Source organism: Brevundimonas sp. FV1ye7S (genome assembly GCF_058680995.1).
This window is the reverse complement of sequence record NZ_CM178726.1, coordinates 1,949,280-1,971,546: the sequence shown is the minus strand read 5'-3', so window position 1 is coordinate 1,971,546 and position 22,267 is coordinate 1,949,280. Positions and strand designations below refer to the sequence as shown.

Annotated in this window: 25 protein-coding genes; 19 read left to right on the top strand and 6 right to left on the bottom strand. The window is 67.8% G+C overall.

Going from position 1 to position 22,267, the window contains the following annotated elements:
• Positions 1-6: 6 nt before the first annotated feature.
• Positions 7-1,392: a glycosyltransferase family 2 protein gene (locus ACW18C_RS09535; RefSeq protein ID WP_492070639.1), complete on the bottom strand. Its 1,386-nt coding sequence runs from the start codon at positions 1,390-1,392 to the stop codon at positions 7-9.
• A 131-nt stretch (positions 1,393-1,523) separates the two neighbouring features.
• Between ACW18C_RS09535 and ACW18C_RS09530 the strand changes: the two genes are divergently transcribed.
• The 4 genes from ACW18C_RS09530 to ACW18C_RS09515 are packed head-to-tail and all read left to right on the top strand — an operon-like array spanning position 1,524 to position 4,694.
• Entirely contained in the window at positions 1,524-2,153 is a 630-nt protein-coding gene (locus ACW18C_RS09530; protein ID WP_292148429.1) for a TetR/AcrR family transcriptional regulator, read from the top strand.
• The gene (locus ACW18C_RS09525) at positions 2,150-2,956 is read left to right on the top strand and encodes an ABC transporter substrate-binding protein (protein ID WP_492070638.1); all 807 of its coding nucleotides are present in this window, start codon (positions 2,150-2,152) and stop codon (positions 2,954-2,956) included. Before ACW18C_RS09530 ends, ACW18C_RS09525 begins: the two co-directional genes overlap by 4 nt.
• Positions 2,953-3,942, top strand: a complete 990-nt coding sequence (locus ACW18C_RS09520; RefSeq protein WP_492070636.1) for a FecCD family ABC transporter permease — start codon at positions 2,953-2,955, stop codon at positions 3,940-3,942. Before ACW18C_RS09525 ends, ACW18C_RS09520 begins: the two co-directional genes overlap by 4 nt.
• Positions 3,939-4,694: an ABC transporter ATP-binding protein gene (locus ACW18C_RS09515; protein WP_492070634.1), complete on the top strand. Its 756-nt coding sequence runs from the start codon at positions 3,939-3,941 to the stop codon at positions 4,692-4,694. Before ACW18C_RS09520 ends, ACW18C_RS09515 begins: the two co-directional genes overlap by 4 nt.
• On the opposite strand, the gene ACW18C_RS09510 is transcribed toward ACW18C_RS09515, so the two are convergent.
• On the bottom strand, positions 4,688-6,748 hold the full coding sequence (locus ACW18C_RS09510) for a lytic transglycosylase domain-containing protein (RefSeq protein ID WP_492070633.1): 2,061 nt from the start codon (positions 6,746-6,748) through the stop codon (positions 4,688-4,690). The genes ACW18C_RS09515 and ACW18C_RS09510 overlap by 7 nt on opposite strands.
• A gap of 125 nt (positions 6,749-6,873) precedes the next feature.
• On the opposite strand from ACW18C_RS09510, the gene dapA reads away from it, so the two are divergent.
• On the top strand, positions 6,874-7,758 hold the full coding sequence (dapA, locus tag ACW18C_RS09505; protein WP_008260157.1) for a 4-hydroxy-tetrahydrodipicolinate synthase: 885 nt from the start codon (positions 6,874-6,876) through the stop codon (positions 7,756-7,758).
• On the top strand, positions 7,758-8,231 hold the full coding sequence (smpB, locus tag ACW18C_RS09500) for an SsrA-binding protein SmpB (protein WP_492070632.1): 474 nt from the start codon (positions 7,758-7,760) through the stop codon (positions 8,229-8,231). Before dapA ends, smpB begins: the two co-directional genes overlap by 1 nt.
• A gap of 10 nt (positions 8,232-8,241) precedes the next feature.
• Here the strand turns inward: smpB and ACW18C_RS09495 are convergent, their stop codons facing one another.
• From ACW18C_RS09495 to ACW18C_RS09485, 3 genes are all read right to left on the bottom strand, one after another.
• Entirely contained in the window at positions 8,242-8,436 is a 195-nt protein-coding gene (locus ACW18C_RS09495) for a hypothetical protein (RefSeq protein ID WP_492070631.1), read from the bottom strand.
• A 100-nt stretch (positions 8,437-8,536) separates the two neighbouring features.
• Entirely contained in the window at positions 8,537-9,175 is a 639-nt protein-coding gene (locus tag ACW18C_RS09490; protein WP_492070629.1) for a uracil-DNA glycosylase, read from the bottom strand.
• On the bottom strand, positions 9,172-9,714 hold the full coding sequence (locus ACW18C_RS09485; protein WP_292148436.1) for a LabA-like NYN domain-containing protein: 543 nt from the start codon (positions 9,712-9,714) through the stop codon (positions 9,172-9,174). Before ACW18C_RS09485 ends, ACW18C_RS09490 begins: the two co-directional genes overlap by 4 nt.
• Between ACW18C_RS09485 and folK the strand changes: the two genes are divergently transcribed.
• The 10 genes from folK to ACW18C_RS09435 all read left to right on the top strand — a co-directional run bounded on the left by folK (position 9,713) and on the right by ACW18C_RS09435 (position 18,738).
• On the top strand, positions 9,713-10,288 hold the full coding sequence (gene folK / locus ACW18C_RS09480) for a 2-amino-4-hydroxy-6-hydroxymethyldihydropteridine diphosphokinase (protein ID WP_492070628.1): 576 nt from the start codon (positions 9,713-9,715) through the stop codon (positions 10,286-10,288). The genes ACW18C_RS09485 and folK overlap by 2 nt on opposite strands.
• Positions 10,289-10,372: 84 nt before the next feature.
• Positions 10,373-10,732: a DNA-directed RNA polymerase subunit omega gene (gene rpoZ, locus ACW18C_RS09475; protein WP_008259724.1), complete on the top strand. Its 360-nt coding sequence runs from the start codon at positions 10,373-10,375 to the stop codon at positions 10,730-10,732.
• 137 nt (positions 10,733-10,869) lie between these two features.
• Positions 10,870-13,023: a RelA/SpoT family protein gene (locus tag ACW18C_RS09470; protein ID WP_492073997.1), complete on the top strand. Its 2,154-nt coding sequence runs from the start codon at positions 10,870-10,872 to the stop codon at positions 13,021-13,023.
• Between the two features lie 38 nt (positions 13,024-13,061).
• A complete protein-coding gene (gene pyrE / locus ACW18C_RS09465) occupies positions 13,062-13,646 on the top strand; it encodes an orotate phosphoribosyltransferase (RefSeq protein WP_492070627.1) in 585 nt (194 codons plus the stop codon).
• A 24-nt stretch (positions 13,647-13,670) separates the two neighbouring features.
• Complete coding sequence (locus ACW18C_RS09460; protein WP_492070626.1) at positions 13,671-14,411, top strand: pyridoxine 5'-phosphate synthase; 741 nt, start codon at positions 13,671-13,673, stop codon at positions 14,409-14,411.
• The gene (gene acpS, locus ACW18C_RS09455) at positions 14,408-14,809 is read left to right on the top strand and encodes a holo-ACP synthase (protein ID WP_154726192.1); all 402 of its coding nucleotides are present in this window, start codon (positions 14,408-14,410) and stop codon (positions 14,807-14,809) included. Before ACW18C_RS09460 ends, acpS begins: the two co-directional genes overlap by 4 nt.
• Before the next feature lie 58 nt (positions 14,810-14,867).
• The gene (lepB, locus tag ACW18C_RS09450; protein WP_292148440.1) at positions 14,868-15,833 is read left to right on the top strand and encodes a signal peptidase I; all 966 of its coding nucleotides are present in this window, start codon (positions 14,868-14,870) and stop codon (positions 15,831-15,833) included.
• On the top strand, positions 15,833-16,543 hold the full coding sequence (gene rnc, locus ACW18C_RS09445) for a ribonuclease III (RefSeq protein WP_008260468.1): 711 nt from the start codon (positions 15,833-15,835) through the stop codon (positions 16,541-16,543). Before lepB ends, rnc begins: the two co-directional genes overlap by 1 nt.
• Positions 16,540-17,487 (top strand): GTPase Era, encoded by a 948-nt coding sequence (era, locus tag ACW18C_RS09440; RefSeq protein ID WP_492070624.1) that lies wholly within the window; start codon positions 16,540-16,542, stop codon positions 17,485-17,487. Before rnc ends, era begins: the two co-directional genes overlap by 4 nt.
• Positions 17,488-17,502: 15 nt before the next feature.
• Positions 17,503-18,738: a serine hydrolase domain-containing protein gene (locus ACW18C_RS09435; RefSeq protein ID WP_231492544.1), complete on the top strand. Its 1,236-nt coding sequence runs from the start codon at positions 17,503-17,505 to the stop codon at positions 18,736-18,738.
• A 7-nt stretch (positions 18,739-18,745) separates the two neighbouring features.
• Here ACW18C_RS09435 and scpC read toward each other — a convergent pair whose 3' ends face one another.
• Positions 18,746-20,257: a succinyl-CoA:acetate CoA-transferase ScpC gene (scpC, locus tag ACW18C_RS09430; RefSeq protein ID WP_492070622.1), complete on the bottom strand. Its 1,512-nt coding sequence runs from the start codon at positions 20,255-20,257 to the stop codon at positions 18,746-18,748.
• Positions 20,258-20,447: 190 nt separating this feature from the next.
• Between scpC and ACW18C_RS09425 the strand changes: the two genes are divergently transcribed.
• From ACW18C_RS09425 to ACW18C_RS09415, 3 genes are all read left to right on the top strand, one after another.
• A complete protein-coding gene (locus tag ACW18C_RS09425) occupies positions 20,448-20,948 on the top strand; it encodes a nuclear transport factor 2 family protein (protein WP_035309694.1) in 501 nt (166 codons plus the stop codon).
• Complete coding sequence (gene recO / locus ACW18C_RS09420; RefSeq protein ID WP_008262763.1) at positions 20,948-21,679, top strand: DNA repair protein RecO; 732 nt, start codon at positions 20,948-20,950, stop codon at positions 21,677-21,679. The genes ACW18C_RS09425 and recO overlap by 1 nt, the downstream gene beginning before the upstream one ends.
• Positions 21,680-21,909: 230 nt before the next feature.
• The gene (locus tag ACW18C_RS09415) at positions 21,910-22,248 is read left to right on the top strand and encodes a RebB family R body protein (protein WP_008262254.1); all 339 of its coding nucleotides are present in this window, start codon (positions 21,910-21,912) and stop codon (positions 22,246-22,248) included.
• Positions 22,249-22,267 lie beyond the last annotated feature (19 nt).

Below are 22,267 nucleotides of genomic sequence, written 5' to 3'. Positions count from 1 at the left end.
AGGCGGTCAGGCGGCCTCGCGTCCAGCGTCCACCGTCATCACGGACGTGCATTCGGCGTCGATCTCGGCGTCGTGGGCCGTCTTGTCCCACGCATAGGGGGCGACGATCAGCCGCCAAAGGGCATGGATGAAGGCCAGGCTGAGCAGGGACCAATAGGCGGGCGCGGCCAACATGTCGGTCAGCCTGTAGTCCTGCCCGGCCCGTTTTGCGCCCACCGCACAGCCCATCCAGGCGGCGATGACGCCCACGGCCAGGACGGCGAAGGAGGCCAAAGGCACGACTGGAGCCATGCCGATGTTCAGGGCGACCATCAGGGCCACAATGAGCCAGGCCAAGGTGGGCGCGTGGGAAGCGGCCGAGACGATGGCCGCGCCCAGCGTCATGACCAGCGACAGCTGGCCGCGCGGACCCAGGGCCAGAGGCGTCCGCGTGTGGACGCCCCAGGTCTGCATATAGCCTTTCAGCCAACGGGTGCGTTGCGGCAGCCAGCGTTCCAGCGCCCCCGGCGGGGCTTCCCAGGTCGGGCTTTCGAGCACCCCCAGCCGCCATCCCGCGGACCAGAGCCTGAAGCCCAGATCGGCGTCTTCCGTGACGTTGTAGGCGTCCCAGCCCCCGACCCGACGAAGGGCGGCGGTTCGCAGGTGATTGCTGGTGCCCCCCAGGGGGAAGGGCAGGTTCAGCTTCGCCATGCCGGGAAGATTGACCTCGAACAGGGCGGCGTATTCGAAGGCGAACTGGCGGTCGAGGAAGGTCGAGAGTTCGGCGTTGCGCCGGCGAATCCGCAGGGGGGCCTGAAGGCAACCCAATCGCGGCTGGCCGGCGAAACGTGAGGCCGCCTCGCGCAATTGGCCGGGATCCGGTTCGTCCTCGGCGTCATAGATGGTCAGGAGCTCGCCTGTCGCGAAAGCCAGGGCGTGGTTCAGCGCGCGGGGTTTGGTCTGCGGAGCGCCCGGCGGGACCACGAGGATCCGGAGCCAGCTCGGCCGGCGCGCGGCCTTCGCCGCATTTATGGTGGCCTGATCATGGGCTTCCAGCACGAGAAAACCTTCGAGCTGGCGCCGCGGATAGTCGATTTTCGACAGGCGCTGGATAAGCTGGGGCACGACGGCCGCCTCGTCATGAAGGGCGGCCAGAATTGTGTAACGCGGCCACCGGGAGGGTTTGGGCGACGACGGGGTAGGACGAAGACTGGCGATGACCAGGGCCGCGCGCCACAGGGCCGAGGCGACGAAGCCCATCTGAATCCCGATGAACGACGCCGAAAGCGTCGAGCGGGGCCAGACGATTCCTGCGGCCACAAGCGCCGTCGCCAGGCTCGCGACCATGATCGCCTGCCCCAAGGTCGGCATTCGCCGCGCCGCGCCGGTTTGCGCCGCATCCCTCGTCGTCATGTCCGTTCGCCCCTGCGCCCGGCGCAACACAACTAGAAATACGCATTTCGCGCAACCTCGTTCTTCGAGGCGGCGATTGGCGTCGATGACAGATTGTCGCTATTCAGTGCGGGACAGATCCGGAGTCGCCGTTGCCCGTCGTTTCGCCATCCTCGCGTTCCAGTCGCAAACCCAAGGGCGAGGGCCATTCACGGCGTGGCGAGATCCTCGCTGCGGCCGAACGCATCTTCGTCGAGTACGGCTATGAAGGGGCGACGATCCGCAAGATCGCCGACGAGGTCGGCCTGTCTTCGACCGCCCTCTATATGCATTTCTCCGACAAGGGCGCGATCCTGCAGGAAATCTGCCGCCACGCGTTCGGTGAGCTGATCTCGGCGGCTGAATCCCTGTCCGCCCTCGATGGTCCGCCCGAGGTTCGCCTTCGGCGCATGATCGAGGTCTACGTCGATTTCGGATTCGCCAATCCGAACGCCTATCGCCTGATCTATCTGACCCGCCCCGTCGAGGCCCGGGACGGCGCCCAGAGCCTGTCGCAGGAACTGGGGGCGGGGGTCTTCGCGGCCTTCGAGACCCTGGTCGGTGAAACCGTGGCCGCAGGGCGGATGGAAGGGGATCCCCGCACGATCGCCCAATCGATCTGGGCCTCGGCCCATGGCGTCGTCTCCCTGATGATCACCAAACCCTATTTCCCTTGGGCGGAGCGCGAGGTGTTGGTGAAGACCACCCTGGACGCCGTCTTTTCCGGCCTGCTGAAATCGTGAACCGTGCTTGGGGGCTGGCGGCGGCGGTCGCGGCCATGGCCGTCGCCGTCGCCCAGGGCGCGCAGGCGCGTCCTTTGCGGGTCATGGCCTTGGACCAGTGCGCCGACCAGTACGTGCTGGCCCTGGCCCCGGACGCCGATCTGGCCCTGTCGCCGCGCGCCGACGATCCCGACGCCTGGTTAAGGCGCGAAGCGGCGGGCCACAGGCGTCTGCGGCCGACGCTGGAGGCGGCCGTGGGGTTCAGGCCGGATGTGGTCGTGCGCTACTGGGGCGGGGAGCCCAGGCTGCTGAGCTTTCTGCAAACACGGGGCGTCACGGTGGTCACCATTGCGGACGCGACCGATATGGACGGGGTCCGCGCCAATATCCGCACGGCGGCCCGGGAATTGGGCCAGGTGGAACGCGGCGCACGGCTGGAGCGGGCCATGCAGGCCAAACTTGACCGGGCGGCGGCGCCGGACCGCCCCCGGCCGGGCGCGGTCTATCTGACCTCGGGCGGGTTCACCTCCGGACCCGGCACCCTGATGGATGCGATGATCCGGGCCGCCGGGTTTCGCAATCTGACGGCGGCGCCGGGGTTCGGCGCCATCAGCGTCGAGCGGATTGCGATGGAGCCGCCGATCCGGTTCGTACTGGGCTTCTTCGATCAGTTGCGGGCCGACTGGCGCGGACCGGGCCGGCATCCGGTGGTCCGGCGCGCAGCCCAGGGACGGACGGCGGCGAAACTGCCGGCGGCGGTGCTGACCTGTCCGGCCTGGTTCGCGGCCGACGGGGTCGAGATGATGGCGAGAGGGCGGCCATGAGCCGGATGTTGAGGCTTTGCCTGATCCTGGGACTGCTCATCCTCGCGGCCCTGGCGGCGGCTGTGATGATCGGCGAGACGCCCTTTGACGCCGCCCAGTATGCGGCGGCCTTCAGCGATCCGTCGTCCGGTCCATGGGTGGTCCTGTGGCAGGTGCGCGCGCCGCGCGCGGTCTGCGCCCTGGCGGTCGGCGCCGCACTCGGTCTGGCCGGGGCGGTGATGCAGGGATTGTTGCGCAATCCGCTGGCCGATCCCGGCGTTCTGGGGGTGTCGGCGACAGCGGCCCTGGGGGCGGCCCTGGCCATTGTCCTGGGCGGCGCCGGGGTGGCGGGCGTGGTCGAGATGTCCGCCCTGTTGGGGGCGGCGGCGGCGGGCGGTCTGCTGATCGTCGCCTCGGGCCTGATGCGGGCGCCGGAGGCTCTGATCCTGTTCGGCGTGGCCCTGTCCAGTTTCGCCGGGGCGGCCACGGCCTTGATCTTCAACCTGTCGCCGTCGCCCATCGCCCAGGCCGAGGTGATGTCCTGGCTGCTGGGGTCGGTGCAGAACCGCAGCTGGGTCGATGTGGCCTGGGTCACGCCGGCGGTGGTCGTCGCGGCGGTCTTCGCCGGCCTGTCGGCGGGAGGGCTGCGGATGCTGACCCTGGGCGACGAGGCGGCGGCTGCGTCGGGTCTGTCCATGGGGCGGGTTCGCGCCTTGGCTCTGGTCGCGGCGGCGGTGGCGACGGGGGCGGCGGTGGCCGTGGCCGGCGTGATCGGCTTCGTCGGTCTGGCGGCGCCCCATCTGGTGCGGGCGGCGGTGCGGGGCGATCCGGGGCGGATCCTGGCGCCCTCGGCCCTGGCGGGCGGCTTGACGCTGGTGGTCGCCGACCTGCTGGCGCGGTTGACGCCCACGGATCAGGAACTGAAGCTGGGGGTGTTCACCGCCCTGATCGGCGCGCCCCTGTTCGCCTTGATCGCCTGGCGCGCGGCGCGGGAGTGGCGGCTGTGAGCCTGTTGTCGTTGAACGCCGTCCGGGCCAAGATCGGGCGCGAGCGGGTGCTGGACGGGGTCAGCCTGACCGTCTCGGCCGGCGAGGTCGTGGCCCTTTGCGGCCCGAACGGGGCGGGCAAGAGCAGCGTCATCCGAGCGGCGGGGGGACTGCTGGCGGCAGAAAGCGGCGCGGTGCGACTGGGCGACGACGACATCGGCCGTCTATCGCCGCGTCAGAGAGCCGAACGCCTGTCCTATCTGCCGCAGGAGCGGCGGATCGCCTGGAATCTGCCTGCGGTGGAGGTGGCCGCCCTGGGCGCGCCCTTCCTGGCGGGAGAGGCGGCTCTGGATCGGGCCAAGGAAGCGCTGCTCGCCGTCGGGGCGGGCCATCTGGCGGATCGAGGGGTGGCCGAAATGTCGGGCGGCGAGCGGGCGCGGGTTCTGCTGGCGCGGGCTCTGGTGGTCGATGCGCCGCTTCTGCTGGCCGACGAGCCGACGGCGGGTCTGGACCCGGACGCTCAGCGGCTGGTGCTGGAACAACTGCGGGCGCGGTCTAGAGCCGCCGCCGGGGTGCTGGTCAGCCTGCATGACCTGACCCTGGCCGCCGCCTTTGCGGACCGGGTGGTCGTGCTGGACGGCGGACGCATCGTCGCCGACGCCGCGCCCCTGGACGCCCTGGCGCAACCCGTGTTGCGCCAGGTCTTCGGCCTGGACGGGACCTGGATCGAGGGGCCGGACGGGCCGCTGCTGGCGGCCCGCCGGGCTCAGTAGGCGGCGTAGGGACGGGGACCGGCGGCCGCGCCGCGGGCGATGTCGGCCGAGGTCGTCAGCGGGGCCGATCCCCCGTTCAGCCGGGCCTTGTAGACCGCCATATTCTCCATCACCCGCATCATATAGTTGCGCGTCTCGGTGAAGGGCGCGCATTCGATGAAGTCGATGGCCGCATTGGAATCGCCGCGGGGGTCGCCACAGCGGGCGATCCACTGGCTCGGACGGGCCGGGCCGGCGTTGTAGCCGACCGTCGCCAGCAGCATGGAGCCGTTGTTGGCCGCCATAAGCTCGCCCAGGTGATAGCTGCCCAGGGTCATGTTGTAGTCCGGATCCCACAGCTGTTCGGCCGAGAAGCCCATGCCCAGACGACGGGCGACGCCCGAACCCGTGGCGGGCAGGAACTGCATCATGCCGCGCGCATCGGCGCCGGAGCGGGCGCGCGGGTCGAAGCTGGATTCCTGGCGGGTGATGGCCTGGGTGAATTCCAGCGGCGCGGCGCCGGCGACCTGGGGCGGGACGCGCACGGGGTACATGCGTTCGGGCAGGACGAAGCCGCGCTGGCTGGCGGCGCGGCCGACCATCATGGCGGTGAAGCCTTCGCCATAGCTGCGGGTCAGGTCCATCAGCAGGGCCAGATCCTCGATGGTCGGCAGGTCGTTGTCGAGCTGATAGGCGAAGACCCGCAGCAGGCTGGTCTCGCCGGTCTCGCCCAGGATTCGCGTGGCGCGGACGAGCTCGTTGGATTCGAACCGGGCGACGTCGGCCTGGGTCGGGGCCGGTTCGCCGGGCAGGGTCAGGGTGGTCATCCCGGCTTTCTCGGCCGCCAGTTGGCCGTAGAAGGTCTGCCAATGCTGGGCGCCGTTGCGGTAATAGCCGAGTGCGGCGTCGCGCTCGCCCCGCGCCTCGGCCGCCCGGCCCAGCCAGTAATAGGCCCGACCCTGGGTGATCGGGGTGGAGGAGGCGGTGCGCAGGGCCTCGAAATGGCGGGCGGCGACCTCGGGCTGGTTCAGCTTGGTCAGGGCGACCCAGCCGGCGAAGAACTCCGCGTCCACCATCCGGTCGCCGGAGGTGAAGCCGTGGCCGTTCATGGCGTCATAGGCGGCGCGCCAATTCCCCTGTTGCAGGGCGTCGAGGTAATAGTTGCGGCGCTCGGTCCACAGGGTGTTGTCGCCTGCGGTATGAGCCGGGGCGGGCGGCAGGTTGGCCAGCAGGGGGAAGGCTTCCGACTGGCGGTTCTGAGAGCGCAGGATGCGCACCCGTTCCAGCGTCACCGCCGGATCGGCGGCCTGGGCGGGCGTCAGGGCGGCGACCACGGCGTCCGGGCTGTAGGCGGTGCGCAGGCTCATGACCGCATTGGCGACGGCCGCCCGTTCCGGCGAGACTAGATCGAGCATGGCGCGCGTCGCCGGGCCGTGCGGACCGAGCAACAGCATGTTCAGTCGCGCCTCGTGATCGGCCGGGGTCAGTTCCCCGCCCCAGCGCGCGAGGATGCGCGATTGCGGCTCGGCGTCGAAGGATCGGGTCCGCCACCAGTCGCGAATCAGGGCGCGGGCCTCGCGGTGACGTCCGCGCTGTTCGAGCGCCGAGGCGTTGGCGATGGCGCCTTGTACGGTTTCGGGCGGGTGGTCGGAGAAGAGGGCCATGACGGCGTCCGGCGTGGCGCCGACGCGGTCCAGAACCGATTCTGCGGCGGCGCGACGTGATTCGGCGCGCGGCCAGTCCTTCAAGGCCGTCTGGGCCTGGGCGAGTTCGGCGTAGGAGAGTTGTTCGCCCGAGGTGTCGATCAGGGCCCACTCGATCAGCTTGCGCGCCGTGGGGTCGCGCATCTGCGAGATCGCAGCCTGGGCGCCGGGGATGTCGCGCGCCCGCGCCGCCGCCAGGCCCTGACGGAACAGGGCCGTGTCCTGGTCATCGAGCACGCGGCCCTGATAGGTGGGGCTGTAACCCGGCACGGATTGTGAAACGGCGGAATAGGGAACAGGTTGGCCGGGAAGGGCGTCCTGCGGGGTCGGGGCGATGACGGCGAGGGCCGCAGCCAGACTGGTCGCGATCATGATATTTCCTGTTCTCATTCATCCCGGTTGCGGCGAGGCCGCTGGCGACCTAACGTCCCGCGCTCTCAAGACAGAGGTTCTGGACATCCGTCCATCGCCCCTCCCCACGCAGGCTAGCTAGTCCCATGACCGCCCCCTTGTTCAAGGGCGTGATCACCGCCCTGATCACACCACTTCATGACGGAAACGTGGACGAAGCCGCATTCGCCACGCTCATCGAAAGACAGATCGCCGCAGGCGTCGACGGGCTGGTGCCCGTCGGCACGACGGGCGAGGGCGCCAGCATGGACCTGGACGAGCACAAGCATGTGATCGACCTGTGCGTACGGCTGGTGGCGGGACGCGTCAGCGTCATTGCTGGAACCGGATCGCCCTACACCAAGGAAGCCATCGACCTGACCCGGCACGCCAAGGCGGTGGGTGCGGATGGGGCGTTGATCGTCACCCCCTATTATATCCGCCCCTCGCAGGCGGGCATGGCGGCGCATTTCGAGGCTATCGCCGACGCCGTTCAGCTGCCGATCCTGCTCTACAACGTCCCGTCGCGTACGGGAGTCGATCTGGCCAATGAGACGGTAGCGCGGCTGGCGGCCCATCCGAACATCGTCGGCGTCAAGGACGCCACCGGCGACATGAGCCGGGTCAGCTGGATGCGCGCCAATATCGACGGCCAATTCGACCTGATCTCGGGCGATGATTCCAGCTATCTGGGTTATCACGCCTGTGGCGGGGTCGGACTGATCTCGGTGGCGTCCAATGTCGCGCCCGAGGCCATGGTCGCCCTGCACAATGCGGCGGCGGCCGGCGATTACGCCACCGCCCGCGACTGGCAGAATCGACTGATCGGCCTGTGCAAGGCGCTGTTCCTTGACAATTCTCCGGCTCCGACCAAATACGCCCTGGCCCGGTTGGGCCTGTGCAGCGAGGAGGCGCGGCTGCCGTTGTCGCCGACGTCGGAAGGGGTCAAGCCGCTGATCGACCGCGCCATGGCGGATGCGGGCGTCGTCTGATGGCGCCGCAGCCGCAGCCGAAGTCCAAGGTCATCGCCGAGAACCGCCGCGCGCGGTTCGACTATTTCCTAGAGGACAATATCGAGGCGGGCATTCAACTGCTCGGCACCGAGATCAAGGCGCTGCGGGACGGACGGGCCAATATCGCCGAAAGCTATGCGGCGGTGGAGGGGCGCGAGATCGTCCTGATCAACGCCGACATCCCGCCGTACAAGCAGGCCAACCGCTTCAATCACGAGCCGCGCCGACCACGCAAACTGCTGCTGCACAGGAAGCAGATCGACCGGTTGATCGGGGCGGTGCAGCGCGACGGTCAGACGATCATTCCGCTGAAGCTGTATCTGAACGACGCGGGCAAGGCGAAGCTGGAGATCGCCCTGGCCAAGGGCAAGAAGCTGCACGACAAGCGCGAGGCCTCGGCCGAACGGGACTGGCAGCGCGACAAGGCCCGTCTGATGCGCGACAAGGGCTGAGGTCCGAGCGCTACCCCAGCGGCCGGGCGTCCGTGACGCCCGGCAGATCGGCGAAACCATAGCCGCCCGCGCCTCCGGTCCCTGTGGACGGATGGAAAAGGCCGCCTGAGATCAGGGCCAGGGCCGTGATCACAATCACGAGGACCGCGGCCAGGATCGCGATCCTGCGCTCGCGTCGCGTGAATAATCCGTCAGTGCGTCGCATCGTCCAGCCTCCCGCTGGGAGACGAACGCCGAACGCTCGCCTCTGTTCCGCCTTATTTCAGCATGGCAGAGTCGTGCGACACGCACGCAACAGTAGAGGGTTAGCGGGCGATGATCTCGCGCGCCCGGTCAAACACCGCCTCGAACATGGCCGGGGTCAGCCGGCCGGTGTTCGTGTTCAATCGGGAGCAGTGATACGAGTTCAGGATGACGTATCCGCCGGCCTCACCCTCGGCGCCATGGCCGGCCGGCATGGCCGAGGCCGGCCGGCCGAACGCCTTCAGGATGTTGCGGCGAGAGACGTCGCCCAGGGTCACGATGACCTTCAGATTGGGCAGCAAGGCCAGGCGGTCGATCAGGAAGGGGCGGCAGGTCGTCTCTTCGACCGGCAGCGGCTTGTTGCCGGGCGGGGCGCAGCGGACCGCGTTGGTGATCATGCAGTCCACCAGCGTCAGGTCGTCGTCGCCGTTCGGATCATAGTGGCCCTGGGCGAAGCCGGCCTTTTTCAGGGTGTCGTACAGCAGCCAGCCGGCGTGATCGCCGGTGAAGGGCCGCCCCGTGCGATTGGCGCCGGTGCGGCCGGGCGCGAGACCCGCGACCAGCAGCCGGGCGTTCGGATCGCCGAAGGACGGGGCGGGGCCGTTCCACCAGTCGGGGTTCTGGCGGGCGTTCTCCTGGCGATACTCGACCAGGCGCGGGCACAGGGGGCAGTCTCGGGGGGGCTCGGGTCTCAGGCTCATTGACCGGCGCCCGTCTTGGGACGGCCGAACTCGGCCATCAGGTCGTTCAGATCAAGGAAGGCGTCGGCCTGGCGACGCAGTTCGTCGGCGATATGCGGCGGCTGGGTCTTCTGGGTCGAGACGACAGTGACGCGCACGCCTTGCGCCTGCACCGCCTGCACCAGTCGCCGAAAGTCCCCGTCGCCGGAAAACAGCACGGCGTGATCCAGGCGGGGGGCCAGTTCCAGCATGTCCACCGCGATCTCGATATCCATATTTCCCTTGATCCGGCTGTGGCCCTGGCCGTCGGTGAAGCGCTTCACCGGCTTGGTCACGACCGAAAAGCCGTTGTAGTCCAGCCAGTCCACCAGAGGCTTCACCGGCGAGAACTCTTCGCCCTCGACCACCGCCGTGTAATAATAGGCGCGCGTCAGGACGGATTTCTCGCGGAACCAGTCCAGCATCCGCTTGAAGTCCATATCGTGCTGCAAGGCGCGGGCGGCGGAATACAGGTTCGAGCCGTCGATGAAGATCGCCAGGCGGTCGGTGGAATGAAACATGGTCGAGGCCGTCAAAAGAAATGAAGAAAATGGCGCCCGGCCGGACGCTGCAGTCGATGTGGGAATCGACGGCGCGCCCGATCTGGACGCTGCAGTCATCGTGGCGCTGGGCTGCAATGACAAGGGGGTCTGGGCCTCCTGCCGCGAGGCGCTGGAGGCCGCCTTGGCGCGTTTTCGCAGCGAGGGCGTCGATGTGGTGGCGCGATCGTCGTGGTGGTCGTCCATGGCCTGGCCCGATCCGCAGGACCCGCCGTTCCTGAACGGGGTGGTCATTGTCGCCACGCGCCATGACCCCCACGCGCTGATGGCGGCCCTGGGGCGGATCGAGGATGTCTTCGGCCGTCAGCGGTCGGTCCGCAACGCCCCGCGCACGCTGGATCTGGACCTGATCGCCTATGGTCGACTGAGCGGGGACCTGGACGGGCTGATCCTGCCGCACCCACGCGCGGCCGAGCGCCGCTTCGTGATGGGGCCGATTGCGGAGATCGCACCGGACTGGGTCCATCCCCACGGCGGGCTGGCCCAGGCCCTGGCGGCTTCGGCGACGGTGGGGCGCGACGCCCATCCGGTCTGAGGCCGCACTTTCGCCGCTCTGGCGTTGCAAAAGTCAGTCCCTATCTGTATTTCACGCGGTTCTCCCCCGCGTTCGAGGAATTTCATGGCCCGCGTCACCGTCGAAGACTGCATCGAAAAGGTACCGAACCGCTTTGGTCTGGTGCTGATGGCCGGCCACCGCGCCCGCAGCATCGCCAACGGCGCCGCCCTGACGATCGACCGCGACAACGACAAGAACCCGGTCGTGGCCCTGCGCGAAATCGCCGACGACACCGTCGTGCCGGACGAACTGCGCGAGACCATCATCACCACGCTGCAACGCGTCGATGAGCGCACCGAAGCCGAGGACGAGGCCGAAACCGTCGCCCTGCTGGCCGAACCGCAACACATGAACATGGCCGAGGCCGAGCTGATCCGCGCGCTGCAAAGCGACCGCGACGGCGGTCAGGAGGAGCGGTACTGACGCCCGAGGGAGCCCCTGGCGTCACTATCCTGCCGGCGCGGACCGAGACGGTTCCGCCGGCGCCCCGAACTGCAAACAAAAACGAACCTGTTTCGACAGCATCCGAACCTGAGCCCGCCCCCAAGCGTGCGCCCGTTCTGCGTCAGTTCGAACTGATCGAGGCCGTCAAGGCCTATGACCCCACCGCTGACGAAGCGCTCCTGAACCGGGCCTATGTCTATGCGATGAAGATGCACGGCTCGCAGATGCGGGCTTCGGGCGATCCCTATTTCGCCCACCCGATCCAGGTCGCGGGCATACTGACCGACTACAAGCTCGACACCGCCACCATCGTCACGGCTCTGCTGCACGATGTGGTCGAGGACACCTCGGCGACGCGCGACGACATCGCCCAGATGTTCGGCGAGGAGGTCGCGGTCCTAGTCGAAGGCGTGACCAAGCTGAGCCGGCTGGAGCTTCAGGCGGAGCACACCCGCCAGGCGGAGAACCTGCGGAAATTCATCCTGGCCATCAGCCGGGACGTCCGGGTGCTGCTGGTCAAGCTGGCGGACCGTCTGCACAACATGCGCACGCTCCAGTACGTCAAGCCGGAGAAGCGCGAACGGATCAGCCGCGAGACGCTGGAAGTCTATGCCCCGCTGGGACGGTCGATCGGCATCCACTCGATTGCGTCCGAGTTGGAAGAACTGGCCTTCACCTATCTGAATCCGACGGCGAAGACGGCCATCGAACGGCGGCTGGAGGCGCTGAAGCTGGAGCATGGCCGCGCCATCGAAGGCGTGTCCGGCGAGGTCGAGCGGGTTCTGTCCGAGGCGGGCGTGGGCGCCCATGTGTTCGGGCGGCAAAAGACCCCCTATTCGATCTGGCGCAAGCTGCAGCGCAAGTCGGTCGGTTTCTCGTCCCTGTCCGACATCTATGGTTTCCGCGTGATCGTGGAAGCCGAGGACGACTGTTATCGCGCTCTGGGCGTCATCCACCGCGAATGGCCGATGGTGCCGGAACGGTTCAAGGATTTCATCTCGACGCCCAAGTCGAACAACTATCGCTCGCTTCACACCACTGTGGTCGGGCCGCGCGGCCTCCGGATCGAGATGCAGATCCGCACAGAGGCGATGGATCGCGTGGCGGAAGACGGCGTGGCGGCCCATTGGCGCTACAAGAACCAGTCCTATGGATTCGACCGCGAGGCCATGGCCAAGGGCGGCGGACGCGATCCGCTGCAGAACCTGCGCCATCTCGTTCAGGTGATCGAGCACGGCGAGGGCGGCGAAGATTGGGTCGAGCACGCCAAGCTCGAAATGTACCTGGACCAGGTGTTCGTCTTCACGCCCAAGGGGCGGCTGGTGACCCTGCCGCGCGGCGGCATGCCGCTGGACTTCGCCTATGCGGTCCACACCGAGGTCGGGGACACGGCCGTGGGGGTCAAGGTCAACGGCGAACTGAAGCCGATGCGGACGCTGCTTCAGAACGGCGACGTGATCGAGATCATCCGCGGGGCCAAACGCGAAGTGCCCGCCGACTGGCGCAGCCTGACGGTGACGGGCCGGGCCCGTTCAGCCATCCGCCGCCACATCCGGACTTCGGAACGCGAGGAGTTCGTCAAACTGGGCCGAATCGCCCTGCAGCAGACCCTGGCCCGAATAGACAAGACCCTGGCCGAGGTGTCGCTGAAGCCGATTCTGGAGACCCTGGCGGTCGCCGGTGACGATGATGTGTTCGAAAGCCTGGGTCGCGGCCGACTGTCGCCGACGACGGTGGCTGAGACCCTGTTCCCCGCCATGAAGGGGCGGCTGAAGGCCGGACCCGAGAAACAACGGATCGAAAGCGATACCGCCCGTCTGTTCGTGCGCGGCGGCGGACTGACGCCGGGCGTCAGCGTTCACTTCGGGCAGTGCTGCACCCCGGTGCCGGGCGATCGGATCGTCGGCATCCTGGAGCCGGAGATCGGCCTGACGGTCCATACGATCGACTGCCAGTCCCTGGCGGCCTTCGCCGATGACGACTCGGTCTGGCACGACCTGCAATGGACGCCCCAGGCCGAGACCGACGCCGTGGCGGCGGTTCGTCTGAATGCGACCATTCGCAACGCGCCGGGCGTGTTGGGCCAGGTGACGACCTTGATCGGCGAGGCGGGCGGCAATATCATCAACCTGTCGATGGCCTATCGCCAGCAGGACTTCTTCGATGTGACCATCGACGTCGAGGTCGAGGACGCCAAACACGCGACCATGCTCATGGCGGCGCTGCGGGCCAATCCATCCGTCGACAACGTCGATCGCGGTCGAGGCTGAGCCTTTGACACGACGCTTCCAGGCGCTAAGACCGCGCCATGAACACCCAAGACGTCCTCAACGAATTCCGTGACGCCGGCGCCCTGCGCGAAGGCCATTTCGTCCTGTCGTCCGGCCTGCACAGCCCGGTCTTCCTGCAGAAGAACCTGGTCTTCATGCAGACCGACCGCTGCGAACGCCTGTGCAAGGCGCTGGCGGACAAGATCGTCGCGACTGTGGGGCCGGTGGATGTCGCCATTTCGCCGGCGGTCGGCGGGATTATTCCGGGATATGAGACCGCACGTCACCTGGGCGTGCCGTCGATGTATGTCGAGCGGGAAGGCGGGCAGTTCAAGCTGCGGCGCGGGTTCTCGGTCGAGCCGGGGCAGAAGGTGGTGATGGTCGAGGACATCGTCACCACGGGCCTGTCGTCGCGCGAGTGTATCGCCGCCATCCAGGCTGCGGGAGGCGAAGTGGTCGCGGCCGCCTGTATCGTGGATCGGTCGGGCGGCAAGGCGGACGTCGGCGTGCCCCTGATCGCCCTGGCGTCGCTGGAAGTGCCGGCCTATCCGGCCGACGCCTTGCCGTCGGAATTGGCGGCTCTGCCGATCGAAGATCCGGGCAGCCGCAGACTTTCGAAGTGATATTCGGTTTGGCGAGGAGCTGAGATGCGCGAACGGGTCAGGCTGGGCGTCAACATCGATCATGTCGCCACCGTGCGGAACGCGCGGGGCGGGACGCATCCTGATCCGGCCCGTGCCGCCGAGGCGGCGCTGGCCGCCGGCGCCGACGGCATCACGGCCCATCTGCGCGAGGACCGTCGCCATATCACCGACGCCGACATCGATGTTCTGAGCGCCCTGTGCGCCCGGGCGGGCAAGCCCCTGAATTTCGAGATGGCGGTGACGGAGGAGATGCTGGCCATCGCCCTGCGCCATCGGCCCCACGCCGCCTGTCTGGTGCCCGAACGGCGCGAGGAGGTCACGACCGAGGGCGGTCTGGCCGTCGCGGGGCACGAGGCGCGGATCGCGCCTGTCGCCCAGGCCCTGGCCGAGGCGGGCATCCGGGTGTCCCTGTTCATCGAACCGTCGGAAGACCAGGTCGAGGCCGCCGCCGCCGTCGGCGCCCAGGTGGTGGAGTTCCACACGGGCCGCTACTGCCTGCTGACCGATCCCGGCGAGCGGGAGGTCGAGTTCGAACGGATCGCCGCCGCCGCCGCCCAGGCCGACATCCTGGGGCTCGAGGTCCATGCCGGGCACGGGCTGGACTACGACACGGCGCCGCGCATGCTGGCGATCCCCGAAATTCGCGAGCTGAACATCGGCCATTTCCTGATCGGCGAATCCATCTTCGTCGGCCTGGATTCCGCCATTCGCCGCATGCGGGCGGCGATGGACGCCGCCTTGTGATCCTGGGCGTCGGCGCGGACCTGTCGGATATTCGGAGAATCCAGGCCTCGCTGGATCGGTTCGGCGAGCGGTTCAAACAGCGCTGTTTCACCGATCTGGAGCGGACGCGGTCGGATCGCAAGCCCGATCCCGCCTGGAGTTACGCCAAGCGGTTCGCCGCCAAGGAGGCCTGCGCCAAGGCCCTGGGCACCGGGATGAGAGCCGATGTCTACTGGCGCGACATGGGAGTGGTGAATCTGCGCTCCGGCCAGCCGACCCTGGCCCTGACGGGCCACGCCGCCGACCATCTGGCGCGACTGACGCCGGCGGGTCATGAGGCGAGGATTCACCTGACCCTCAGCGATGAACACCCCTATGCACTCGCCTTCGTGGTGATCGAAGCCTTGCCGCTGTCGTAATCGCGATATACCCGTCACGGGACGACCGCGCAGACGCGGCAAGGGGATGCTTGATCGCATGAGCGAAGACCAGAAGCCGCACGACGCCGATGCTGCCCAGACCAACGCGACCGACGCCACGCCGGAGGAAGTCTTCGCCGCGTCCGAGGCCGATGCGCCTGTGGAGGCGGTGAAGGATCCCGCCGCCGAAAAGCGCCCGGTCTGGAGCGACAAGGGGGATGCGCCGTTCGAGGACGAGCCGACGACTCCGGTCTATGCGCGCAAGTCCGCCAAGAAGGCCAAGGGCGAACAGAGCGCCGGCGACGAAACGGTCGAGATCGTCAAGACGATCTTCTTCGCCCTGCTGATCGCCATGGTGCTGCGGATCTTCCTGTTCCAGCCCTTCACCATCCCGTCGGCCTCGATGGAGCCGAACCTGTACGAAGGCGACTATATCGTCGTGTCGAAATGGTCCTACGGCTATTCGAAACACTCGATCCCGTTCAGCCCGCCGCTGTTCGACGGCCGCATCATGGGTTCGGCGCCCAAGCGCGGCGATATCGTGGTGTTCAAGCTGCCGCGTGACGACAAGACCGACTTCATCAAGCGAGTGATCGGCCTGCCGGGCGACCGCATCCAGATGATCGCCAACAAGCTGTATATCAACGACAAGCCGGTTCAGGACGTCGTCGTCAGCCAGGGTGAGATCGACGACATCTTCGGCGCGCACCCGATCGCCGAGGTCCGCGAGACCCTGCCGGAAGGAAAGAGCTTCATGACCCAGGACTTCGGCCCCGGCAACGACCTGGACGACACCCCGGTCTATGAGGTGCCGGTCGGCCACTACTTCATGATGGGCGACAACCGCGACAACTCCATCGACAGCCGTGTCGAACAGTCCAGCGGCGTGGGCATGGTCCCGGCCGAGAACCTGGTCGGCAAGGCGCAGATCATCCTGTTCTCGTGGAAGCCCGGATCGTCGCTGTGGAACCCCGTCAGCTGGTTCAACGTGCGGCTCGACCGGTTCTTCAACGTCCTGCACTGATGGCCAATTTACGGGCCGAGGCGGTCGCGGCGCTTCAGACACGCATTGGTCATGCCTTTAGGGATGCGGCCTTGCTGGAACGCGCCCTGACCCACGCCAGCGTGGGCGAGGGCGCGCCGGTCGGCGTGCACGGTCCGCGCGACAACGAGCGGCTGGAGTTTCTGGGCGACCGGGTGCTGGGCCTGCTGGTGGCCGAGAAGCTGTCGCGGGACTATCCCACCGCCAACGAGGGCCAGCTCTCGTCCAGCCTGCACGCCCTGGTCGACAAGACCGCCTGCGCGCGCGTGGGCGAGGCCCTGGGCGTCGGCGCTGCGCTGCGTCTGTCGCCGGGCGAGACCAAGACGGGGGGGCGCCGCAAGGCCGGGGTCATCGCCGACGCGGTCGAGGCCATCCTGGCGGCCGTCTATCTGGACGGCGGGCTGGAGGCGGCGCGAGCCTTCTTCGACAAGGCCTGGGCGGAAGAGTTTTCCGCCCCGCCGTCGCGGACCGTGACCAACCCCAAGTCGGCGCTGCAGGAGTGGGCCCAGGCCAAGGGCCGACCGCTTCCGACCTATCGCGTCGCGGATCGGACGGGTTCGGATCATGCGCCGACATTCACCATCGAGGTGTCCGTCGAGGGCGTGGAGCCCTTGACCGCGCAGGGGCGTTCGCGTCAGGAGGCGGAGAAGGCGGCCGCAACGGCTCTCCTCAAACGTGAAGGCGTCATTTGACCGATATCGAAAACCAGCGCGCGGGCTTCGCCGCCATCATCGGCGCGCCGAACGCCGGCAAGTCCACGCTGGTCAACCGGCTGACCGGATCCAAGGTCTCCATCGTCACCCAGAAGGTGCAGACGACACGGTTCCCGGTGCGCGGCATCGCCATGGAAGGCGACGCCCAGATCGTTCTGGTGGACACCCCCGGCATCTTCACCCCGCGCCGTCGGCTGGACCGGGCCATGGTCGCCTCGGCCTGGGGCGGGGCTCAGGACGCGGACGTGGTGGTGCACCTGATCGACGCCCAGTCGCACATCAACGCCGAGGGCCGTGAAGGCACGGCGGCGGACCGCCGCTCGGCTGAGGACACCGAGACCATCATCGCCAATCTTCAGTCCATCGGGACGAAGGTCATCCTGGCGCTGAACAAGATCGACGGCATGCGCCGCGACACCCTGCTGGCCCTGTCGCAGAAGATGTTCGAGAGCGGCGTCTATGAGGAGGTCTATATGATCTCCGCCGCCAACGGCGATGGGGTCGAGGACTTGAAGCAGCGTCTGGCGCGGTCGATGCCCAAGGGGCCGTGGTTGTATCCCGAGGACCAGGCGGCGGACGTGCCGGTGCGGGTGCTGGCGGCCGAGATCACGCGCGAGAAGGTCTATCTGCGCGTCCATGAGGAACTGCCCTATTCGGCGGCGGTGGAGACCACCAGTTTCGAGGACCGCGCCGACGGCTCGGCCCGGATCGAACAGACCATCTATGTCGAGCGCGAAAGCCAGCGGCCCATCGTCCTGGGCAAGGGCGGCCAGACCCTGAAATGGATCGGCCAGAAGGCGCGCGAGGAGCTGAACGAGATCCTCGGCCGCCAGGTCCACCTGTTCCTGACCGTCAAGGTTGATCCCAAATGGCAGGATTCACGGGCGCTCTACGCCCAGTTCGGTCTGGATTTCGACGTCTGAGTTCCCGTGTTTGAAGTGCCGCGTACCCCTGGGGGCCATCCCCGGCTCGTTCTGGGCGTCCTTGGGGCGCTGATCCTCGGCGGCGCGGTCTGGGCCGGCTTCTCCACGGCCGTCAAACCCGCCAGCGATGCCGTTCTGGCTTCCATACGTCCCGACACGCCGCCGCGACCGCCCCTGGTGGTGGTCGAGGACTTGCCGCAACTGGCCGCACGGCTGGACCGTGAGGCCGCCGCCGGGCGTTTCATGGGCGCGGTGCTGGTGGCCAAGGGCGACCGGGTGCTGTTCCGTCAGGTCTATGGCGAGGCGAACTATGAGCAGGATCGGCCGCTGAAGCTGGATTCCCGGTTTCGCCTGGCCTCGATCTCCAAACAGTTCACCGCCACGGCCATCCTGCGTCTTCAGGACGAGGGAAGGCTGCGCATCTCCGACCCCGTGTGCAAATGGATCCAGCCGTGCCCGAAGGCGTGGGAGCCGGTGCGGATCAGCCACCTGCTGTCGCACACCTCCGGAATACCGGACCTGATGGCGCGGCCGGGCTGGGGCATGCGTCGGACCACGCCGGCGACCCTGGCCGAATTGACCGAGGATTCGAAGCGGTTCGGCCTGCAGTTCGCGCCGGGAACCAAGGTCCGATACGACAATGCGGGCTTCAACCTGGCGGCGGCCATCGTCGAGAAGGCCAGCGGCCGGCCCTATGACGCCTATATGCGGGAGACCTTCTTCGGCCCACTGGGGATGAAGGACAGCGGGCTGGACCTGGACGGCGGCGACCATGGGGTGATCATGGGCTACGCCAACTTCCCGGCCGGACTGGCGGCCCAGCCGAACGCCAACACCTCCATCGTGGCGGGGGCGGGGGCGGTCTATTCGACCCTGGACGATCTGCTGGTCTGGCAAAGGGCGCTGCACAGGGGGGCGCTGCTGAAGCCGTTCAGCTATCAGCAGATGCTGGCCGACCACGCCCCGGCCGACACGCCCAAGGAGCGGGGCCGTCCGCGCCGCGACTGGGGCTACGGGATCTTCTCGAACCGGCTGGGCGATCAGGTTCGGCCCAGTTTCCAGGATCGCCAAATCTATCACACCGGCAGCTGGGGCGGGTTCCGCAACCTGATGCTCTATCAGCCCGAGGCCGATGTGACGGTGATCGTGCTGTCGAACAATTATCACCTCCGCGACCAGGTCTTCCTGATCAGCCAGCAGGCCATGGCCGAGGCCCTGGGCCGGGACTTCCCCACGACCCTGGCCCGCTGACCGCCCGTCAGGTCGGCAGCATCGACCCCGTTTCGATGTAGCGCTGGTGCCAGGACAGGGCTTCGTTCAGCAGATGCGGCGACTGAAGGCCGTAGGAGCCCTTCAGCGCACGGTCGTAATAGTCGTTCAGCGCATCGCGGTATTTGGGGTGGGCGCAGTGGGCGATGATCAGCTTGGCCCGCTGTTTCGGCGACAGGCCGCGCAGGTCGGCAAGGCCCTGTTCGGTGACAATGACCTGGACGTCCTGGGTGATGTGGTCGACGTGACTGGCCATGGGCACGATGGCCGAGATGGCGCCGCCCTTGGCCGTCGAAGGCGTCACGAAGCAGGAGATGAAGGCGTTGCGCGAGAAGTCGCCCGAGCCGCCGATGCCGTTCTGGATGCGCGAGCCCATGACCTGGGTCGAGTTGACGTTGCCGTAGATGTCGGCCTCGATCAGGCCGTTCATGGCGATACAGCCCAGGCGGCGGATCAGCTCGGGGTGGTTGGAGATTTCCTGCGGGCGCAGGATGATCTTGCCGCGGAACTGCTCCATGCGACTGTTCATGTCCGCCGCCGCCTCCGGGCTGAGGGAGAAGGCGGTGGCGGAGGCGACCGTCAACTTGCCGGCGTCCAGCAGGTCCAGCATCCCGTCCTGGATCACCTCCGTATAGGCGGCCATCCGCTCGAACGGACTGTCCATCAGGCCCGCCAGCACGGCGTTGGCGACATTGCCGACGCCCGATTGCAGCGGCAACAGGGCGGTCGGCAGGCGGCCGACTCGGACCTCGTGCTTGAGGAATTCGATCAGGTGGCCGGCGATGGCGCGGGCGTTGGCGTCGGGCGCGGCGAAGGGCAGGTTGCGGTCGGGGGCCTCGGTCTCGACAATGGCGACGATCTTGGCCGGATCACAGCGGAGGGTCGGCTGGCCGATCAGCTGGTCGGGCCGGGTCAGGGGGATGGGCACACGGTTGGGCGGCAGGGCGGTGCCGTAATAGATGTCGTGCATCCCCTCCAGCGCCGGGTTCTGCCAGGCGTTGACCTCCAGGATCACGCGCTCGGCCCGGTCCAGCCAGGTCTTGTTGTTGCCGATGGAGGAGGAGGGCACCAGGCTGCCGTCGGCGTTGATCGCCGAAACCTCGACCACGGCGGTGTCCAGCGGACCCAGGACGCCCTGCCAGACCATGGGCGCCAGCTGGCTGAGGTGCATGTCCAGATAGTCCATCTGGCCCGAGTTGATCTTCTCACGCGCGATGGGGTCGGAGTTGTAGGGCAGGCGGCGTTCGATCCCGTCGGCCTTGGCCAGGGCCCCGTCCAGTTCCGGCCCGGTGGAGGCGCCGGTCCAGAGGTTCAGCCGGAAGGCGTCGCCGGCCGCGTGGGCGGCCTCGATCCGCGCCGCGAGAGCCGAGGGCACCGCCTTGGGGTAGCCCGAGCCGGTGAAGCCGCTCATGCCCACGGTCGAGCCTGCGGGAATCAGGGCGGCGGCGTCCTGGGCGGACATCAGCTTGGAGCGCAGGGATTGGCTGCGGATACGCGACATGGAGCTCTTCAAGGTTACGGCCGGGGAGGGCCTGCAAGGCGGGGCTGGACTTGGGCGTCGCGGTCTCGACGGTCCATTAGACCTTGGTCGAGCTTGCCCGCTTCGTCCATGATCCTCGTCAAATATTCAGAGGGCCGGCTCCGGCGGCTAGCCTGTTTTCGAAAGTCGAGAACAGGAGTAGAACGAACCCATGATCGCCGCTCTCGCCGCCCTGGCCCTGATGTCCGTCCCCCTGCAATCTACGGAGGACCCCGTGGTCGCGGCCGAGGCCGTGGTGGATCAGATGCATGCGGCGGCTTCGCATGCTGACGCCGACGCCTATTTCGGCCTGTTCACGCCCGACGCCCGCTTCATCGGCACCGACGCGACCGAGCGGTGGTCGCTGGCTCAGTTCAAGGCCTATGCGGCGCCCTATTTCTCGCGGGGGCAGGGGTGGACCTATCGGCCCCACGACCGGGTCACGACCCTGGCGCCCGGCGACTGTCGCTGCATCGTCTGGTTCGACGAACTGCTGGACAACGACGCCTATGGGCTGACGCGCGGTTCCGGCGTGCTGCGCCGAACCGAGGACGGCTGGAAGATCGAGCAGTATGTGTTGAGCATGCCCATTCCGAACGACAAGGCGAAGGCCGTGGTGGCTCTGGTTCAGTCTCCGGTCGAGGCCCGGCCTGACGCGGATCCCGCGCACTGATGGATTTTCATGAAGAGGCCTTTGTCCTGTCGGCGCGCGCCCATGGGGACACCGGCGCCGTGGTGGACCTGTTGACCGAAAGCCATGGACGGCGCGCGGCCTATGTGGCCGGCGGGGCGTCCCGCAAGATGCGACCCTTCCTGCAGGCCGGGGCGCGGGTCGTGGCCGACTATCGCGCGCGGACATCGGATCATCTGGGCGGGGCGCGGCTGGAGCCGGTGGGCGAGGGGCCCAGCGCCCTGTTCGACGACGCCCTGGCCCTGACCGGCCTCGCGGCCGCCGCGGGGGTGGCGCAGGGGGCCTTGCCTGAGCGGGAGCCGCATCCCGGCGTCTTCCTGGCCTTCGAGGCCCTGATGGCCGCCTTCGCCCTGCCGGACGTCTGGCCGGCCATCTTCGTGCGGTTCGAGGCGGGCTTGCTGGAAGACCTGGGCTTCGGCCTTGATCTGTCGAAATGTGCGGCGACGGGGACGGCGGACGACCTGATCTATGTCAGCCCTCGCACCGGGCGGGCGGTCAGCCGCGAAGCCGGCGCCCCCTATGCCGACAAGATGCTGAGCCTGCCGCCCTTCATGCTGGGGGCGCAGGCGGGGCTGGTCGAGGGCGACGTCAGGGCGGGGTTCGACCTGACCGGCCATTTTCTGGAACAGTTCGTCTTCCACCCGCAGAACAAGCCCTTGCCGGCCGCACGGGTCTGGATGCTGGACCGGCTGGCCGAGACGGGACGTCTCTAAGCGACGGCCTCGGGTTCAAGCCCCATAGCCAATTCGGCGCGGGGCTCGCTTTCTTGGGCGCCTAGCAGGCCTGACGCCGCTGCGTCGCCTGAGCCGTGCTTCAGATCTCGAAAAACAACCGCGGGAAATTCACGCCACGCTCCATGGCGCGTCATGGTTGTGGGGGTCGACTTTCAACGGGGCCACGCGACCCTCCATCCGAGGCCTCAATCGAATGGAAGGAGACAAGCATGGCTATTCCGACCCCGGTGAACGGTCAGATCACCGACGCCGTCACCCAGGCGAATGTGAAGGTCCTTGGCGACGCCCCGGCGATGGCCATGGGCGCGATCTATCAGTCGCTCGCCCACTCCACCGGCATTCTCTACGAGAACGCGACCTCATCGCAGCAGCAGCTGGCGATCGCCGCCCAGGCCGCGACCAATCAGGGCGTGATCCAGATCTACAGCGTCGACACCATGGCCGGCGCGGTCGCCACGTCGAAGATCGCCCAGTCCGATACGCCCGACAACATGATGGCCCTTCTGACGGCCCTGCGCGCCGTCGGTCCCACGGCCGCGGTTTCCTGATTTTTCGTCCCGCAAACTC

What these genes read in the sequence shown, in the direction of transcription:
- ACW18C_RS09535 (WP_492070639.1), bottom strand. Translation starts at nt 1,392, where the DNA reads ATGACGACGAGGGATGCGGCGCAAACCGGCGCGGCGCGGCGAATGCCG.
- ACW18C_RS09520 (WP_492070636.1), top strand. Translation starts at nt 2,953, where the DNA reads ATGAGCCGGATGTTGAGGCTTTGCCTGATCCTGGGACTGCTCATCCTC.
- ACW18C_RS09510 (WP_492070633.1), bottom strand. Translation starts at nt 6,748, where the DNA reads ATGATCGCGACCAGTCTGGCTGCGGCCCTCGCCGTCATCGCCCCGACC.
- dapA (WP_008260157.1), top strand. Translation starts at nt 6,874, where the DNA reads ATGACCGCCCCCTTGTTCAAGGGCGTGATCACCGCCCTGATCACACCA.
- smpB (WP_492070632.1), top strand. Translation starts at nt 7,758, where the DNA reads ATGGCGCCGCAGCCGCAGCCGAAGTCCAAGGTCATCGCCGAGAACCGC.
- ACW18C_RS09495 (WP_492070631.1), bottom strand. Translation starts at nt 8,436, where the DNA reads ATGCGACGCACTGACGGATTATTCACGCGACGCGAGCGCAGGATCGCG.
- ACW18C_RS09490 (WP_492070629.1), bottom strand. Translation starts at nt 9,175, where the DNA reads ATGAGCCTGAGACCCGAGCCCCCCCGAGACTGCCCCCTGTGCCCGCGC.
- folK (WP_492070628.1), top strand. Translation starts at nt 9,713, where the DNA reads ATGGTCGAGGCCGTCAAAAGAAATGAAGAAAATGGCGCCCGGCCGGAC.
- ACW18C_RS09485 (WP_292148436.1), bottom strand. Translation starts at nt 9,714, where the DNA reads ATGTTTCATTCCACCGACCGCCTGGCGATCTTCATCGACGGCTCGAAC.
- rpoZ (WP_008259724.1), top strand. Translation starts at nt 10,373, where the DNA reads ATGGCCCGCGTCACCGTCGAAGACTGCATCGAAAAGGTACCGAACCGC.
- pyrE (WP_492070627.1), top strand. Translation starts at nt 13,062, where the DNA reads ATGAACACCCAAGACGTCCTCAACGAATTCCGTGACGCCGGCGCCCTG.
- ACW18C_RS09460 (WP_492070626.1), top strand. Translation starts at nt 13,671, where the DNA reads ATGCGCGAACGGGTCAGGCTGGGCGTCAACATCGATCATGTCGCCACC.
- lepB (WP_292148440.1), top strand. Translation starts at nt 14,868, where the DNA reads ATGAGCGAAGACCAGAAGCCGCACGACGCCGATGCTGCCCAGACCAAC.
- rnc (WP_008260468.1), top strand. Translation starts at nt 15,833, where the DNA reads ATGGCCAATTTACGGGCCGAGGCGGTCGCGGCGCTTCAGACACGCATT.
- scpC (WP_492070622.1), bottom strand. Translation starts at nt 20,257, where the DNA reads ATGTCGCGTATCCGCAGCCAATCCCTGCGCTCCAAGCTGATGTCCGCC.
- ACW18C_RS09425 (WP_035309694.1), top strand. Translation starts at nt 20,448, where the DNA reads ATGATCGCCGCTCTCGCCGCCCTGGCCCTGATGTCCGTCCCCCTGCAA.
- recO (WP_008262763.1), top strand. Translation starts at nt 20,948, where the DNA reads ATGGATTTTCATGAAGAGGCCTTTGTCCTGTCGGCGCGCGCCCATGGG.
- ACW18C_RS09415 (WP_008262254.1), top strand. Translation starts at nt 21,910, where the DNA reads ATGGCTATTCCGACCCCGGTGAACGGTCAGATCACCGACGCCGTCACC.